We start from the raw sequence: 15,268 nt of genomic DNA on the forward strand, positions 1-15,268 counted from the left end.
TCGCCATGGGTGTCCTGGTCCTCAACGCCGGCTACGAGCCCCTGCACACCGTCTCCGTCCCCCATGCGATCCGGATGCTCGTGCGGCACGTCGCGGTCGTCCACGAGAGCGACGGCGCCGACCTGGGCATCTTCCCGCGCCCGAAGGTCGTGCGGCTGCTGCGCTACGTGGTGATGAAGTGGCGCTATTCCGGCCCGCCCCGGTGGTCGCGCCGCGGCGTGCTCCAACGCGACGGCTACACCTGCGCGTACTGCGGCCGCCACGCGACCACGGTCGACCACATCGTCCCGACGTCCCGCGGCGGTGAGCGCACCAGCTGGCTCAACACCGTCGCCGCGTGCGGTGGCACCGCGCGCAGCTGCAACGCCCGCAAGGCCGACCGGACTCTCGCCGAGACCGGGCTGACGCTGCGGATCACCCCGCGCGTGCCCACGTGGGACGAGCTGCACCTGCCGCGCTGACCGTCCACATGCGACACCTGTGCGAGACGGCCGGGCGGCGCTAGGCTGGCTCCCGTGAAGGGGCTGCTGTTGCGCCTCTCGGCCGTCGACTCCGACGCCGAGGCCGCCGTACGGGTGATCGCGTACTTCGACGAGCTCGTGGCCCACCACGCCACGACATCCGACCTGGTCCGCGCCACGGCCTCACTGGCCGAATGCGTCGCGGGCCTCCAGCGCGGCGCCGCACCACCCCTGCGCTTCCGCCCCGACGGCACCCGCGCGACCGGGACGGCGCCGCGCGCGGTGCCCACCCAGCCGGGCGGGCCTGCGCACGACGGCGGGGGGCAGGCCGAACCTCGGGGCGAGGCAACCGACCTCGGCGGCGGGCGCGACGGCAAGACTCCTGGCGAAGGACGCACCCCGGAGAGCGGTCCACGCGGCGAGGCGCTGGCAGCACACCGCGCTGGCGCAACCGATGCCGGCGAAGGGAGCAACCTCGCCGGCGAGGCCCCGACAGGATCCCGCGCCGCGGCGACCGCCCTCGGCGATGCGCACGACCGTGAGACCCCCGCCCACGCGAGCGACCTCGGCGGCGAGACCCCGGCAGCACCCCGCGCCGGCGCAGCCGACCACGGCGGCACGCACGACGGCAAGATTCCTGCCGAAGCAAGCACCCCGGAGAGCGGCCTCGGCGACGAGGCCCCGGCAGCACCTCGCGTCCTGGCGACCGACCTCGGCGGCGAGACCGCGGGGCGGGTGTGGCTCGAGCGGGAGGGTGAGCCCGGGCCGCTCGATGATCTCGTGCTGGAGCGGTTCGCCATCGCCGCGCGGGTGCTGGGGCCGGCGCCGCAGGTTGTGCCGCATTTGGCGGACCCGGCATTGGTGGAGCTGGTGCTGGGTGAGCGGGCGGCGGCCGAGGACCGGTCGCGGGCGCTCGTGTTGCTCGGGCTGGACGCGGGGCGGCCGTTGCGGGTCGTCGCGGTCGGGGCGGAGGACGGGCGCGACCCGGGGGCGGCGGCCGTCGCGTTGGTTGCGCGAGGGGGCACGGGGCTGGGTGCGCGCGTCGCGGTGGTCGGGGAGGTCGCGGCGGTGCTGGTGCAGCCTCGGGAGGGACCGGCGACGGTGGTGGGGTTGTTGGAAAACGCACTTTCCCTGCGCGCTCGTGAACGTGGGTCGTCCGGGAGTGTGCGCGTCGGGGTGGGGGACGCCGTCGCCGGGCTCGAGGCCCGGCGGTCCTGGCTGCAGGCGCGGCTCGCGGAGCGTTTCGCCGTGCCCGCCACGGAGCCGCTCGTGGTCCACGAGAACCTCGGGTCGCTGACCCTGCTGGCCGAGATCCCCGCCGGCCACCTGCGCGCCCAGCCCGACGTCCGCGCTCTCGACGCCCTCGCCGCGTCCGACCTCGAAACGCTCGAAGCCTTCTGCCGCACCGGTTCCCTGCGCCAGGCCGCTGTCGCGCTGCACCGCCACCACAGCTCGGTCGCCACGCGGCTCGCCCACGCGGAGGACGCCCTCGGCTGGCCGCTGGACGACCCCGCGGGCCGCTTCCGCGCCCGGCTCGCCCTGCTGGCACGCCGGCTCGCCCACCGCGCCTGACCGAGGGCCACCGGGCTCACCCAGCCGCCACACCGGCTCGCCACCACACCCGACCCAGCCCACCCCGACTCGCCCCAGGCGGCACACCGCCTCGCCCACCGCCCCCGACCCGCCCAGGCGGCACACAGTTTCCGAACGGCCTGGGCCCGCCGGCCGCTCACGCGCACCTGGCCCGCCCTGCCACACGCCCACCGGGCCGCGCCACCCGCCCCGGCTCCACCCGACTCGCCTTGCCGACACACCGCCTCGCCCACCACACCCGACCCGCCCAGCCGGCACAAAGCTTCCGAACGGCCGGGGCCGACCGGGCCGCGCCACCCGCCCCGGCTCCACCCGACTCGCCTTGCCGACACACCGCCTCGCCCACCACACCCGACCCAGCCCACTCCGACTCGCCCAGCCGGCACACAGTTTCCGAACGGCCCCGGGCCGCCGGCCGCACACGCGCACCCGGCTCGCCCGGCCGCCAGCCCACCACACCCAGCTCAGCCAAGCCCGGACACTGGCCAGCCCGCCGCACCCGGCTCGCCCGGCCGGCACCACCACACCCGGTTCGCCCAGCCGACACCAACCGGCCCACCACACCCGACCGGCCACGCCCGCCGTGCGAAACCAAGCCGCACAACGAAAACGCGGCGCCCGGGCCACCACCCGGACGCCGCGTCATCGACAGGACCGTCAGCTCAGCTCCACGCCCAGCGCGCGTGCCAGTACCGCGCGGGACTCCGCGGCCTCGCGGCGGGTGATGGTCGCGTGGCGGACCATGGCGGAGCCGTGGAAGGTGCCGGGGAACAGGTGCAGCTCGGTGGTCACGCCGGCGGCCAGCAGGGCCTGGGCGTAGGCGATGCCCTCGTCGCGCAGCGGGTCGAACTCCATGACCGAGACGTAGGCCGGCGGGAGGCCCGCCAGGTCGGTCGCGCGGGAGGGGGCGGCGTAGACGGGTACGTCGTCGGTGCCGCGGACGCCCGGGCCGAGGTAGCAGTCCCAGCTGAACTCGGCGTTGGGGAGGTTCCACAGTGGAGTGTCGTCGAAGCGGCGCATGCTGGGCGTCTGCAGGCGGTCGTCGATCTCCGGGATGCCGAGGAACTGGAACGCGATGGCCGGCCCGCCGCGGTCGCGCGCCAGCAGCGCGAGCGCGGCGCACAGGCCGCCGCCCGCGCTGGCGCCGTGGATGACCACGCGGTCGGGGTCGATGCCGAGCTCGTCGGCGTGCTTGGCCGACCACACGAGCGCCGCGTAGCAGTCCTCCAGGCCGGCCGGGTACGGCGCCTCGGGCGCGAGCCGGTAGTCCACCGACACCACGACGACCCCGAGGTCCCGCGCGAGCTCGATCACGCCCGCGTGGTCGATGTCGACGTCGCCGACGATGAAGCCGCCGCCGTGCACGTAGAACAGCAGCGCGGGCGACGCGATGGTGTTCGGTGTGTAAATCCGAACAGCCACATCAGGCGCGCCCTCGGGGCCGGGCACGGTGGTGTCGCGCACGGTCACGCCGGTCTCGTCGACGTCGCCGACCAGCTCGGCCGTCATCTCCTTCATCTTCTCGCGCGCCAAAGCGAGATCCCTCAGGCCGCCGGTGTCGGGGATCATCGGGAGAGCGGCGGCGATCTCGGGATCGAACGCGTAGTCCATGCGGGCCTCCAGGAGTGCGGGTGCCGTCCATCCTCCCGGTCGCCGCCCGCCGCCTTCATCCGCCAAGCGTCGCCGACCCGTGGCCCCCGGCCCGCCACGCGGCGGAGCTCAGCCCAGGTGCCGGAACACGGCCGTCGCCACCGCCGCGTCGGCCACGCCGACGCCGGTGAGATCGGCGATCGTCAGGCCGGAGCGATCCCGCACGCCGTCGCGCAGGACCAGCCCGACGGGCACGTCCGCGTCGTCTGCCACCGTCCCGGCCCGCACGGCGTTGCCGAAGTCGCCGTGTGCGAGGCACTGCGCGTGGTCGTCGGTCGCGATCGTCGTGGCGCGGGCGAACAGCCCGGCCGGCAGCTCCGCCTTGCCCGGCAGGTCGGTGCCGATCCCGGTCACGTGCACCGCGGCGAACGCCTCCGCCGGCGCCACCGGGCTCGTCGACGCCGTCGCCGTGATCACGCAGGGCGTGGCCGCCGCTTCCTCCGCCGTCGCGGGCACGGCCGTCAGCCCGGCTTCGCCCAGCTCGGCACACAGCGTCCGAACGGCTTCGGGCCGCCGGCCGCACACCCGCACCCGGGTCAGCGGCCGCAGGTCCGCGAGCCACTCCACCTGCAGCCGCGCCTGGAGTCCCGTACCGAACACCGCCACCTCGTCGACGTCCGGCGGGGTCAGCGCGTGCGTGATCAGGGCGCCGGCGGCGGCCGTCCGCCACGCCGTGAGCCAGCCCTCGTCGGCCAGCACCGCGGCGGGCACGCCGGTCGACGCGTCGAAGACCAGCATGAGGCCGCTGTTGGTCGGCAAGCCGCGCCCGGCGTTGCCGTAGAAGCCCGACGCCACCTTCACGCCGAAGTGCGAAGCACCCTCGAGGTAACCGGCCTTCACGTGGCAATCGCCCCCGGCCTCGGGGAACCACATCGCGATCGGGGCCGGCATCTGCGCGCGGCCCTCGGCGTGCGCGATCAACGCGCCACGCACGGCGTCGAACACCAGCCCCCGCGTCGCCACGGCCTCGATCTCGGGCAGCCCCACCACGTCCAGCGTCATCGCCGCGCCTCCAGGAACTCCGCCCACGCGGCCAGCCCTTCGTCCGGACCGAGACGGCCCACGCCGACGCGGAACCGGTCGTCCGGCGTCGCCGTGAGATCGGATCGGTAGATGCTCGCCGGCAGCAGCAGCACGCCGCGCTGCTCGACGAGCTCGGTGCACATCGCCTCGACGCCGTCGGCGCCGAGGTACCGCGGGAAGCACACGCAGCCGCCCTGCGGAGGTGCCCAATCGAACAGATCCGGGTAACTCTCGAAAAACGCGGCGAACTTCGGCACGTTCTCCTCGATCACCGAGCGGTTGCGCGCCAGGATCGCGTCCCGCGCGCGCAGCCCGATCAGCGCGAGCACCTCGCTCGGCGCCGAGTTGCAGATCGACGTGTAGTGCTTGGCCCGCTCGAGCCGCCCCAGGATTTCCGGGTCGCGGCAGGCGATCCAGCCCACGCGCAGGCCCGGCAGCCCGTAGGCCTTCGACATCACGTTGAGCGAGAGCGCCGACGCGGACAGGTCGGCGGCCTGCGGCAGCGTCGCCGACGGGTCGAGCTCCAGCCCGCGATAGACCTCGTCGCTGAACAGCAGCACGCCGCGCTCCTCGCACAGGCGCACGAGCCGCGTCCAGGTCTCGAGGTCCGGCACGGCGCCGGTCGGGTTGTTCGGGAAGTTCACCGACACCAGGCGCGTGGTGGGCCGCAGCTGCCGTTCGATCTCGGCGACGTCGAGCGCCCAGCCGTCCTCGGGCCGCAGCGCGACGCCGGACACCTCGCCGATCGAGAGCGGGATCGTCTCGGCGGCCTGGTAGTTCGGCGTGATCACCACGCTGTGGTCGCCCGGTTCGAGCAACGTCCGCATGGCGAGGTAGAGACCTTCTTCGGCGCCGGCGAAGCACAGCACGTGCTCGGGACCGACCTCGGTGTAGGTCGCCGCGATCTCCTCGCGCAACGCGGGCAGGCCGTAGGTCTCGGTGTAGCCGAGAGCGAGGGTCTCCCAGCGTTCGCGGCCGTCGTCGTCGGCCAGCGCCAGCAGTTCGGCGACGGTCATGGTCTGCACGTCGGACGCCGTGAGGTGGTGGCGGGCGGTGAACTCCCAGCGGGAGAAGTACGTCTCCAGACGGAAGTCAGGAAGCGTCGGCATCGGGCTCCTTGCGCATCTCGGCGAGCAGTTGGTAGGTGGCCGAACGGGAGATGCGCAACGCGCGTGCGACCACGGGCACGGATCGGCGCTGCGCGAACACGCCGGCGGCGTCCAGGCGGGCGAGAAGCACCAGGCGCTGTTCGCGGGTCAACACCTCGACCGGGGTCGCGTGATCGCGAACGAACTCGCCCACCACGTCGTTGAGCGTCTCGGTCCAGTCGCGTTCGAACAACGCCTGGGGCTGCCCGGTCACGGGCGCCGCGAACCCCGACAGCACCTGCGCGGCCTGGTCGAACGCCGTGCGGTCGACGTTCACGCACAACACCACCTCGGCGTTGCCGTGTTCGTCTCGCACCACGGCACTCACGCTCGACAGCCGGCGCCCGTCGGGCAGCGACTTCGGGTACGGGCCGTAGACGTCCTTGCCCGCGGGCCGCAAACCGTCGAGCTCGCCGAGCAGCGACGGGTCCCCGGGTTCGCGCCCGGAGAACGCGTTCCAGATGCCGAGCACGCAGTCCGTGCGCGGGTCGTGCAGCACCACCTCAGCGTGCGGCGAAAGCAGGCGCACGATCGCCTCGCACACCGGCGCCCAGCGCGCCGTCCTCCCGTCCATGGATCTGGACACTACATCCAGCGTGGACGAAGAGTCCAGCCACCCACTGTACCGAACCGTACACTTCGTTCTGTACGATCCAGTACAGACAGTCAGGCAGCCGAGGGAAGGAACCCGCGTGCCCGGTCTCTGGAGTCCCCTCGACGTCGGCCGCATGCGGTTGCGCCACCGGCTGGCGTTGTCGCCGATGATGCGCAACCGCGCACTGCCCGACGGATCGCCCACCCCGCTCGACGCCGAGTACTTCGCGCAACGAGCGTCGCTCGGGCTCCTGATCACCGGCGGCACGCAGCCGTCGGCCGACGGGCAGGGGTTCCTGCTCAGCCACGGCTGCCACACCGACGCGCACATCGCCGGCTGGCAGCAGGTCACCAAGGCGGTGCACGACGCGGGCGGGCACCTGTTCATCCAGCTCATGCACGCCGGCCGCGTGGCACACCCCGACAACACCCCGCACGGCCGGGTGCCGGTCGCGCCGTCGGCCGTCGCGGCGGGCGTCGGCATCCACACCCCGAGCGGCAACCGGCAGGTCCCGCCACCGCGCGAGCTCTCGACCGCCGAGGTCCGCGCGACCGTCGACGACTTCCGCCGCGCGGCCGCCGCCGCGATCGAGGCCGGTGCCGACGGCGTGGAAGTCCACGGCGCCAACGGGTTCCTCCTGCAGCAGTTCCTCTCGGCGAACGCCAACCACCGCACGGACGCGTACGGCGGCAGCATCGCCGGCCGCGCCCGGTTCGCCCTGGAGGTGACCGAGGCCGTCGCCGCGGAGATCGGCGCCGACCGCACAGCCGTGCGCCTCTCCCCCGGCCTGCGCGGCTTCGGCATCGACGAAGGCGAGACCGGGCCGGCCACCTACACCCACCTGGTCCGCGCCCTCGCCCGCCTCGACCTCGCCTTCCTCCACGTCACCCACCACGGCGACGACGCGCTCCTGGCCGAGCTGCGCACGGCGTTCCCCGGTCCCCTGCTGCTGACCCGCCCGGGCGCCACCGTCGAGGAACGCGCCGCCGACGTCGAAACCGGCCTCGCCGACCTCGTCACCCTCGGCCGTCTGGCCCTGGCAAACCCCGACGTCGTCACCCGCCTGAAGACCGGCGCGGCGCTCAACACCCCCGACCCCGCCACCTTCTACGGCGGCGGAGCCGAGGGCTACACGGACTACCCGACGCTCTGAGCCAGCCCGGCGAGCGCACGCCACTGCGGCAACGGCATCCCGTCACCGCCCAGTACGTGAAGGGCCACGTGGTCCGCGCCCGCCTGGAGGTGTTCCTCCACGCGCTTGCCGATCGCGTCGACATCGCCCCGGGCGAGGATGCCGTCGACGAGCCGGTCGCTGCCGCCGTCGGCGAGATCGGCTTCCGTGAACCCCTGCGCCAGCAGGCTCTTGCGGTAGGCAGGCGCCCCGAAGAACCCGGCGAGGAAACCCCGGCCGGCTGCGCGCGCCTTCGCCGGGTCCCGCTCCAGGGTCACGGCCTGGTACGGCGCGAGCAGGGGCCCGGTACCGAGCAGTTCGCGCGCCGTCGCCGAGTAGTCCGGGGTGACGAGGAACGGGTGCGTCCCGCCGGCCCGCCGCCGCGCCAGACCGACCATCTTCGGTCCCATCGCCGCGAGGATCAGCCGCTCCGCCGCCACCGGTTCCGGCTCGGCGTCGAGCTCATCGAGGTACACGGCCATGTCGCGCAGCGGCCGGTAATCGTGGCCGTGCTCGGCGGCGGTGCCCGGGTCGCTCACGCCGAGACCGAGCAGCACCCGGTCGCCGTGGGCACCGGTGAGCCGCGCGTGGCCCGCGGCCAGCTCCTTCGCCGGATGGCGCCAGATGCTCGACACCGCCGGCGCGACCGTGAGCGCCCGGGTCGCCGCGAGCAGCCGCTCGAGGTCTCCGACGATGTCGCCGCCACCCATCCCCGGGATCCAGAGCGCGCCGAAGCCCAGCTCGTCGAGCTCGGCGGCGGCGTCGGTGATCTCACCCGGCGCGGCCGTGCGCAGCTCGACGCTCCAGACACCGGCGCGGCCCAGCTCGACGCTCATACCTGGTTCGCCCCGCCGTCGGCGAAGAGCTCGGTGCCGGTCACGAAGCTGCTCGCGTCGGTCGCCAGGAACAGCGCCACCGAAGCGATCTCCTCCGGCCGGCCCATCCGTCCCAAGGGGACGGTCGCCGCCAGCGCGGACCCGAGCTGCACGGCCGCTTCGCCCCCGCCGACGAGCCCCGAGATCCCCGGTGTGTCGACCGGACCGGGACTGATCGAGTTGACGCGGATCCCGCGCCCGCTCAGCTCCTGCGCCCACGTGCGCGCGAACGAGCGCACGGCCGCCTTCGACGCGCCGTACACGCCGAAAGCCTCGTTGCCCTTCGTGCCCGCGGTGGAGGCGGTCAGGATCACCGAAGCGGCGTCCACCAGCAGAGGAAGCGCTTTCTGGACCGTGAACAGCGTCCCCTTCACGTTGGTGGAGAAGGTATCGTCGAAGTGCTTCTCGGTGACCTGCTCCAGCGTCGCGAACTCGCCGCCGCCCGCGTTGGCGAACAGCACGTGAATCGGCCCGCCGACGGTTTCGTACAGCCGGTCGAGGTCGGCCAGATCGGAACTGTCCACCTGGACCCCGGTCACGTCGCCGCCGATCTCCGCGACGGCGGCGTCCAGCACGTCCTTGCGGCGCCCGGTCACGAAGACGCGCGCGCCCTCGGCCGCGAACAGCCGGGCCGTCGCCAGCCCGATCCCGCTCGTGCCACCCGTGACGACGGCGGTCTTCCCCTGTAGTGCGTTCATTGCTGTGTTCCCGTCCGTGTAATCACCCGGCCCAGGCGTGGTCGTTCCGCTCGGCCGGTCTCCGCGGGACAATGGGGCCCTTCGCTCCACCGCCGACCACTACGACAGATTACGGGACATGTCACCTAAAGGCAAAGACGACCCCTGGCTCGACGCGCGGCAGCAGCGCGCGTGGCTCGCCTACATCCGCGTCCAGCTGCGGCTGAGCTACGAGATCAACCGCCAGCTGCAGACCGACAGCGACCTGTCCATGCCGGACTACGACGTGCTCACGGCGCTCGCGAACGCCCCCGGCGAGCGGATGCAGATGACCGCGCTGGCCAACCAGATCGGCTGGGAGCGCAGCCGTACCGGTCACCACGTGCGGCGCATGGCGACGCGCGGGCTCGTCGACGCGCGGACGTCGAGCAGCGACCGCCGCGCCACCGAGGTCACGCTGACCGCGCAGGGCCGCGAGCTGCTGGAGAAAGCGGCGCCGGGCCACGTCGAACTGGTGCGCAACCTCTTCTTCGACGGGCTGCCCGCGGAACTGCTGACCCCCCTGACCGAAGCGATGGAGAACATCTACGCCAACATCCTCGCGCGCGGCACGCTGCCCCCGCCGTGAGACTGCCGCTGCCGCAAGGAAAAAGCCGTCCCCGCCAGTGGCACACGGTTTTCGCTCCAAGTGGACCAGACCAACCGGGGTGAAGTAAATTCACTTTTCACGCACGGTCCGCCAGCCTGCGCCCTGTTCTCAAAGTCGTGGACGAAGGGCAGCTCATGCACCGGAAGTTCGTTCGTTGCCTGGCGGCCGCGGCCGCCACCGCCGTGGTGATCACCACCGGCCCGGCGGCCTCCGCCCAGCCGGCCGCGCCCGCGGCACCGACCGCGCCGGCCACCTTCACGCACCCCGGCGTGCTGGTCAGCCGGGCCCAGCTGGACACCATGCGCCAGCGCGTGCAGGCCGGCACACAGCCGCAGAAACAGGCGTACGACTCGATGATGGGCTCGAAGTACGCTTCGCTGTCCTACACACCGCACCCGCGCGCCGTGGTCGACTGCGGGCCCAGCTCGATGCCCAACAACGGCTGCACCGACGAGCGCGAAGACGCCATCGCCGCGTACACCCAGTCCCTGGCCTGGTACGTGACCCATGACGCGCGTTACGCGAACAAGGCCATCCAGATCATGGACGCGTGGTCGGCCACCATCAAGGACCACACCAGCGACAACGCCCACCTGCAGACCGCGTGGTCGGCCTCGACGTGGCCGCGCGCGGCGGAGATCATCAAGTACGCCTACGGGACCTGGCCCAACTCCGGCCGGTTCGCCACCATGCTGCGCAACGTCTACTACAACGAGATCCAGGGCAGCGACGGGCGCACCGGCAACTGGGAGCTCAGCATCGCCGAGGCCATCGTCGGCATCGGCGTGTTCCTCGAGGACAAGACGATCTACGACCGCGGCATGTCGATTTACCGCAACCGCGTGCCCGCGTTCATCTACCTCAGCTCCGACGGCGCCCTGCCCAAGACCGTGCCCGGCAGCGGCCTGAACACCCGCGACCAGATCATCGGCTACTGGCAGGGCCAGTCCACCTTCGTCGACGGTCTCACCCAGGAGACCTGCCGCGACTTCGTCCACACCGGCTACGGCATCGCCGCGATCGCCGAGGTGGCCGAAACCTCCCGCATCCAGGGCCAGGACCTCTACGGCACCGACATCGGCGAGCGGCTGCGCCAGGCCCTGGGCTTCCAGACCAAGTACGAGCTCACCGCCGCCCCGTCGTGGCTCTGCGGCGGCACCGTCAAGCGCGGCCTCGGCCCGGTGACCGAGGTCGGGTACAACGCGCTGCACAACCGCCTCGGCATCGCCATGACCAACACCCAGAGCTACACCACGAGCCACCGCCCCCAGGGCAGCAACAACCTGTTCGTCTCATGGGAAACCCTGACCCACGGCGACAATCCCGCCTGACCGGTCCGGGTTCCGGGGGCCGCCGTGCCGAGCGCGGCGGCCCCGGACTCCGCGAAGCCGCGCCCACCGGCCCGGCGAGGTGCTACGAAGAGCGCATGAGAAAAGCGCTCGCCTGCTCGTTCTTGCTGCTCGCGGCGGGCTGTTCGACGCCGCCGCAGCCACCCCCGCCGCCGCCCGAGCCGATCGTGACGCCGCCGTCCGTCTCGACGGTGCCGGCCGAGCCCACCACGACGACGTCGCATTCGCTGGTCGCGAAAGACGGGTCCGACCTCACCGCGTGCCGCGACGGCTCGTGTGACGTGCTCATCCACGGTTCGGTGACCGTGCCGCTCGACGCGCGGTTCGCCACGCGCCGGCTGACGCTCACGCAGTCGGCGCCGGATCGGCTGGACTTCGCCGTCGACCGCACCGAACTGCCCGACACCCGGGGCCACTTCCGCGGCGAGGGCAACGTGAGCCTGGCAAACCGGATCACCATCACCGTGCTGGACATCGATGCCACCGGGGCCGTGATCCGCGTGTCGCCGTCGAGCGAGTCGGCCGAGGACAAGATCTGGGGCGACGACTCCCGCTTCGACTGAGCGGCCGCGGCGGCTCATGTAGTCGTTGACTAGATTGTTGCCGATGACGACATTGGCGGACGCCTGCCGAAAGGACTCCGCCGTGCCCGCTCCCACTCAGATCTGGTTCATCACCGGCGCCGGCGCCGTCCTTCGGGCTCGAGGTCACCGCCCAGCTGCTGGCCGGCGGTCACCGCGTCGCCGCCACGAGCCGCGAGCCGAGCCCGGCATTGAAAGAACTCGCGGGGCAGCACGGCGATCGGCTGTGGACCGCGGAGCTCGACGTCACCGGCTCCCGGACCGTCCACGCGACGGTCGAGCAGGCCTTCAGCGAGCTCGGCCGCATCGACGTCGTGTTCTCCAGCGCCGGCTTCGGTGCACTGGGTGCCGCCGAGGAGCTGTCGGACGAGCTGCTGAACCGGCAGCTCGCCGTGAACCTGCTCGGCCCGATCCACCTCACGCGCGCGGTCACGCCGTGGCTGCGGGCGCAGGGCGGCGGGCGGATCATCCAGATGTCCAGCTCCGGCGGCCACGTGCCCGACCCGGGCATGAGCGTGTACAACGCGTCGAAGTTCGGCGTCGAGGGCTTCTTCGAGTCGGTGGCGGTGGAGCTGGCGGCGTTCGGGATTTCGGTGACGCTGATCGCCCCGGGCGGCCCGCGCACGGCGTTCAACGCCAACCTCGCGCAGGCCGAACCGCTGCCCGCCTACGCGAACGGCGTGCTCGGCCGAGTGCGCGCCGCGCTCGCCGGCGGGATGGACGAAACCACGCTGCGCCACGCCGTCGCGGGTGATCCGGCGAAGATCGCGCGCGCGATCATCGCCGCCGCAAGCACCACGCCCGCGCGCCGCCGGCTGGTCTTCGGCGCCGCGGCCTACGACGCCATCACCACGACGTGGCGGCAACGCCTCGACGCACTCACCGCCCAGCGTGAGCTGGCCCTGAGCACCGACGCCGACGACGTGCTCGCCGACCGCGCCTGAAGCCTCAGTCTTCGAGAGCTCCCGGCCCGCGACGGTAGGCGACCTTCGCCGGGTCGACGACGTGGCCGTCTTCGTCGACGAACGCCAGGTGCACAGGCCGGTCGTCGGTCGTGTCGACGTAGATCGTCGCGGGGCCGTGCCCGGTCGGGAGGTACTCGTCACCCCACTCCGACAGCGCGGCCAGCACCGGCAGCACGTCCTCACCGACGGGGGTGAGCACGTACTCGACGCGGGCCCGCTGTCCCGGCTCCCGGTACGGCCGCCGCGCGAGGATTCCCGCCTCGACCAGGGACTCCAGCCGGGACGCGAGGAGATCCGTCGGCACGCCGATCTTCTGGAACTCGGCGAAGCGCGTCCGCCCCCGGAACGCCTCGCGGACGATCAGCAGGCTCCACTTCTGCCCGAGCACCTCCAGGCTGCGCGCGATCGAGCAGCGGCTGTTCGTCGGGATCGCCATGGCCTTCATGACCCCATCGTACGTCACACTTGGCATTTCGGAGCCAGCTTGCTACCTTGGAATTACCAAGCAAGAGCTGGAGGAGTCATGACACGTCTGCAGGATGCGGTTGTCCTGGTCACCGGGGCCAACGGCGGGCTCGGCATCGAGTTCGTCGACCAGGCGCTGGAGCGCGGCGCGCGGCGTGTGTACGCCACGGCTCGCACGCCACGCCAGTGGGACGACGAGCGCGTGGTGCCGCTCGCCCTCGACGTCACCGACGAGGCCTCGGTCGCCGACGCGGCCGCGGCCGCGTCGGACACCTCGGTGGTGGTGAACAACGCGGGTGTCAGCGGGCGGCAGAGCCTGCTCACCGTGCCGCTGGCCGAGGTGCGCGCGGTGTACGAGACGAACGTCTTCGGCGCGCTCGCCGTCGCGCAGGCGTTCGCTCCCGTGCTGGCAGCCAACGGCGGCGGCGCCCTCGTCGACATCCACTCGGCGCTGAGCTGGCTGGCCAAGTCGGGCGCGTACTCGTCGAGCAAGGCCGCGCTGTGGCAGATCACCAACTCGCTGCGGCTCGACCTCGCCGGCCAGAAGACCCAGGTGCTCGGCGCGCACCTCGGCTACACGGACACGCCGATGACCAAGGCCCTGACCGTGGAGAAGGAAGACCCGCGCGACATCGTGGCGGCGATCTACGACGGCCTGGAAGAGGGCGCGCTCGAGGTACTGGCGGACAAGACGTCGCGCGACATCAAGGCAAACCTGTCCGGTCCGGTGGCGGCGCTGTACCCGGAGCTGACCGCGACGGTGTGAGCCGGCCGGGTGCGAGCCCGTCGTGGTGAGCCGGCGCGGTGACTCCACTGTGGAGCGTCCGATGTCCGAGCTGTTCGGAATCGGATGTGCGCTGTGCAGCAACTCCCGGTGCGCGGTGAAGCAAGTCACAGGTGGCCCCGGTGCCTACGTTCGGTCGGCAACAACGGCACCACGTCCCCGGAGGCCACCATGACCCACCACGAAACGGCGGGGTGACGCCGTGGAATCCTCGATCGCCGAGCACTTGCGCGTCGACCGGGTCCACCCGCGCCGCAAGCCGGACAGCTTCCACCCGCCGTACCCGTCGTTCTCCGCGCGCTTCGACCCCGGCGTCGACCAGGTGGTGAGGGCGTACCTCGGTGTTCAGTACCGAACACCGGAGCCACCGTCGGTGGTGATCGCCGCGCTCGCGGAGCTCGACGCCGCGCGCTCGGGCGAGCACGCGCCCGACCACCACGACCGGGCGCGGTTCGTCGACGAGGCCGGCTACGCGACTGTGCTCACCACCTTCTACTGGACCGACCCCGCCGCGTACGAACGCTGGGCGAAGGCCCGCGAAGCGTGGACCGGCCCGCAGCACCGGTCCCCCGACGCCGGGTTCTTCAGCGAGGTCGTGCGCCCCGGGGTGCGGCGGTTCGAGACACTGTTCTCCAGCGACCGCACCGAAGGCGTGTCCGTGGCCGCGGACAAGTTGAGCGGTGAGATCCACGAACACGGCTACTGGGGCGGCGCGCGCGACCGGCTGCCGGTCGCGCAGACCGACCGGCTGGAACCCGGCGCCCGCCCGACCGCGCAGACCGATCCTGAGACGGGCGTCGTCACCGTGCGGCCGCAGGGAAACCTGTGCCTCATCCGCTCCGGCCAGGAGTGGACCGAGACCGAAGGCGACGAACGCGGGATGTACCTCGGCGACGTGGAACCCGTGCTGCGCGCCGGCATGGAGTTCCTGCGCGACGACGGGCTCGGCATCGGCTGCTACGCCAACCGGTACGTGCGCGTCACCGACGAAACCGGCGCCGAGACGGACAAGAGCTACGGGATGAGCTGGTGGCACAGCCTCGCCGACCTCGAGGCGTGGGCCGAGTCGCACCCGACGCACGTCGCGATCTTCCGCGCCGCCATGAAGTACCTGTCCACGCATGCGCCGGCGGCACGGCTGCGGCTCTACCACGAGGTCACCGTGACCGACGCCGGCGAGCAGGAGTTCCGCTACCTCGGCTGCCACGACCGCACCGGCCTGCTGCGCGCGGTCCGGTGAGCGCTCCCGGTGCGCCGCCCCCGGCCGGGCAGCGCACCGCGG

16 protein-coding genes are annotated in these 15,268 nt (G+C 72.6%); 9 read left to right on the forward strand and 7 right to left on the reverse strand.

Features of this window, described 5'->3' with window-relative positions; all coding sequences use genetic code 11:
* Positions 1-5 precede the first annotated feature (5 nt).
* Entirely contained in the window at positions 6-461 is a 456-nt protein-coding gene (locus tag AB0K15_RS06045) for an HNH endonuclease (protein WP_364046092.1), read from the forward strand.
* A 54-nt stretch (positions 462-515) separates the two neighbouring features.
* Positions 516-2,033 (forward strand): helix-turn-helix domain-containing protein, encoded by a 1,518-nt coding sequence (locus AB0K15_RS06050; RefSeq protein ID WP_364046094.1) that lies wholly within the window; start codon positions 516-518, stop codon positions 2,031-2,033.
* A 678-nt stretch (positions 2,034-2,711) separates the two neighbouring features.
* Here the strand turns inward: AB0K15_RS06050 and AB0K15_RS06055 are convergent.
* The 4 genes from AB0K15_RS06055 to AB0K15_RS06070 form a co-directional block, all read right to left on the reverse strand.
* Positions 2,712-3,665, reverse strand: a complete 954-nt coding sequence (locus AB0K15_RS06055; protein WP_364046096.1) for an alpha/beta hydrolase — start codon at positions 3,663-3,665, stop codon at positions 2,712-2,714.
* A gap of 108 nt (positions 3,666-3,773) precedes the next feature.
* Positions 3,774-4,706, reverse strand: coding sequence for a hypothetical protein (locus tag AB0K15_RS06060; RefSeq protein ID WP_364046098.1), 933 nt, complete (start codon positions 4,704-4,706; stop codon positions 3,774-3,776).
* Positions 4,703-5,836, reverse strand: coding sequence for an aminotransferase class I/II-fold pyridoxal phosphate-dependent enzyme (locus AB0K15_RS06065; RefSeq protein ID WP_364046100.1), 1,134 nt, complete (start codon positions 5,834-5,836; stop codon positions 4,703-4,705). Before AB0K15_RS06065 ends, AB0K15_RS06060 begins: the two co-directional genes overlap by 4 nt.
* Positions 5,820-6,449, reverse strand: coding sequence for a PAS domain-containing protein (locus tag AB0K15_RS06070; protein ID WP_364046102.1), 630 nt, complete (start codon positions 6,447-6,449; stop codon positions 5,820-5,822). The genes AB0K15_RS06065 and AB0K15_RS06070 overlap by 17 nt, the downstream gene beginning before the upstream one ends.
* 118 nt (positions 6,450-6,567) lie before the next feature.
* Between AB0K15_RS06070 and AB0K15_RS06075 the strand changes: the two genes are divergently transcribed.
* Positions 6,568-7,623, forward strand: coding sequence for an alkene reductase (locus AB0K15_RS06075; RefSeq protein ID WP_364046104.1), 1,056 nt, complete (start codon positions 6,568-6,570; stop codon positions 7,621-7,623).
* Here AB0K15_RS06075 and AB0K15_RS06080 read toward each other — a convergent pair.
* Positions 7,608-8,477: a TIGR03620 family F420-dependent LLM class oxidoreductase gene (locus AB0K15_RS06080; RefSeq protein ID WP_364046106.1), complete on the reverse strand. Its 870-nt coding sequence runs from the start codon at positions 8,475-8,477 to the stop codon at positions 7,608-7,610. The two genes, AB0K15_RS06075 and AB0K15_RS06080, sit on opposite strands and share 16 nt — an antisense overlap.
* Positions 8,474-9,214, reverse strand: a complete 741-nt coding sequence (locus AB0K15_RS06085) for an SDR family oxidoreductase (RefSeq protein ID WP_364046108.1) — start codon at positions 9,212-9,214, stop codon at positions 8,474-8,476. The genes AB0K15_RS06080 and AB0K15_RS06085 overlap by 4 nt, the downstream gene beginning before the upstream one ends.
* Before the next feature lie 118 nt (positions 9,215-9,332).
* Here AB0K15_RS06085 and AB0K15_RS06090 point away from each other — a divergent pair, with 118 nt between their 5' ends.
* From AB0K15_RS06090 to AB0K15_RS06105, 4 genes are all read left to right on the forward strand, one after another.
* Positions 9,333-9,821 carry a MarR family winged helix-turn-helix transcriptional regulator gene (locus AB0K15_RS06090; RefSeq protein WP_364046110.1) on the forward strand — a complete coding sequence of 163 codons (489 nt, stop codon included), beginning with the start codon at positions 9,333-9,335 and terminating at the stop codon, positions 9,819-9,821.
* Between the two features lie 137 nt (positions 9,822-9,958).
* The gene (locus AB0K15_RS06095; protein ID WP_364046112.1) at positions 9,959-11,173 is read left to right on the forward strand and encodes an alginate lyase family protein; all 1,215 of its coding nucleotides are present in this window, start codon (positions 9,959-9,961) and stop codon (positions 11,171-11,173) included.
* Positions 11,174-11,268: 95 nt separating this feature from the next.
* Complete coding sequence (locus tag AB0K15_RS06100; protein ID WP_364046114.1) at positions 11,269-11,754, forward strand: hypothetical protein; 486 nt, start codon at positions 11,269-11,271, stop codon at positions 11,752-11,754.
* Between the two features lie 158 nt (positions 11,755-11,912).
* Positions 11,913-12,716 carry an SDR family NAD(P)-dependent oxidoreductase gene (locus AB0K15_RS06105; protein WP_364046663.1) on the forward strand — a complete coding sequence of 268 codons (804 nt, stop codon included), beginning with the start codon at positions 11,913-11,915 and terminating at the stop codon, positions 12,714-12,716.
* A gap of 4 nt (positions 12,717-12,720) precedes the next feature.
* On the opposite strand, the gene AB0K15_RS06110 is transcribed toward AB0K15_RS06105, so the two are convergent.
* Entirely contained in the window at positions 12,721-13,182 is a 462-nt protein-coding gene (locus AB0K15_RS06110) for a helix-turn-helix domain-containing protein (protein WP_364046116.1), read from the reverse strand.
* Positions 13,183-13,260: 78 nt separating this feature from the next.
* Here AB0K15_RS06110 and AB0K15_RS06115 point away from each other — a divergent pair, with 78 nt between their 5' ends.
* Positions 13,261-13,968, forward strand: coding sequence for an SDR family oxidoreductase (locus AB0K15_RS06115; protein WP_364046118.1), 708 nt, complete (start codon positions 13,261-13,263; stop codon positions 13,966-13,968).
* 220 nt (positions 13,969-14,188) lie between these two features.
* Positions 14,189-15,226 (forward strand): phenylacetaldoxime dehydratase family protein, encoded by a 1,038-nt coding sequence (locus AB0K15_RS06120; RefSeq protein WP_364046120.1) that lies wholly within the window; start codon positions 14,189-14,191, stop codon positions 15,224-15,226.
* Positions 15,227-15,268 lie beyond the last annotated feature (42 nt).

The organism is Amycolatopsis sp. NPDC049253, assembly GCF_040678995.1.
Lineage (GTDB): Bacteria > Actinomycetota > Actinomycetes > Mycobacteriales > Pseudonocardiaceae > Amycolatopsis.

Bases quoted from the DNA above. Each gene is read 5' to 3' on its own strand.
- AB0K15_RS06110 (WP_364046116.1), bottom strand. From the start codon at position 13,182: ATGAAGGCCATGGCGATCCCGACGAACAGCCGCTGCTCGATCGCGCGC.
- AB0K15_RS06080 (WP_364046106.1), bottom strand. From the start codon at position 8,477: ATGAGCGTCGAGCTGGGCCGCGCCGGTGTCTGGAGCGTCGAGCTGCGC.
- AB0K15_RS06100 (WP_364046114.1), top strand. From the start codon at position 11,269: ATGAGAAAAGCGCTCGCCTGCTCGTTCTTGCTGCTCGCGGCGGGCTGT.
- AB0K15_RS06060 (WP_364046098.1), bottom strand. From the start codon at position 4,706: ATGACGCTGGACGTGGTGGGGCTGCCCGAGATCGAGGCCGTGGCGACG.
- AB0K15_RS06085 (WP_364046108.1), bottom strand. From the start codon at position 9,214: ATGAACGCACTACAGGGGAAGACCGCCGTCGTCACGGGTGGCACGAGC.
- AB0K15_RS06070 (WP_364046102.1), bottom strand. From the start codon at position 6,449: ATGGACGGGAGGACGGCGCGCTGGGCGCCGGTGTGCGAGGCGATCGTG.
- AB0K15_RS06090 (WP_364046110.1), top strand. From the start codon at position 9,333: ATGTCACCTAAAGGCAAAGACGACCCCTGGCTCGACGCGCGGCAGCAG.
- AB0K15_RS06065 (WP_364046100.1), bottom strand. From the start codon at position 5,836: ATGCCGACGCTTCCTGACTTCCGTCTGGAGACGTACTTCTCCCGCTGG.
- AB0K15_RS06115 (WP_364046118.1), top strand. From the start codon at position 13,261: ATGACACGTCTGCAGGATGCGGTTGTCCTGGTCACCGGGGCCAACGGC.
- AB0K15_RS06055 (WP_364046096.1), bottom strand. From the start codon at position 3,665: ATGGACTACGCGTTCGATCCCGAGATCGCCGCCGCTCTCCCGATGATC.
- AB0K15_RS06045 (WP_364046092.1), top strand. From the start codon at position 6: ATGGGTGTCCTGGTCCTCAACGCCGGCTACGAGCCCCTGCACACCGTC.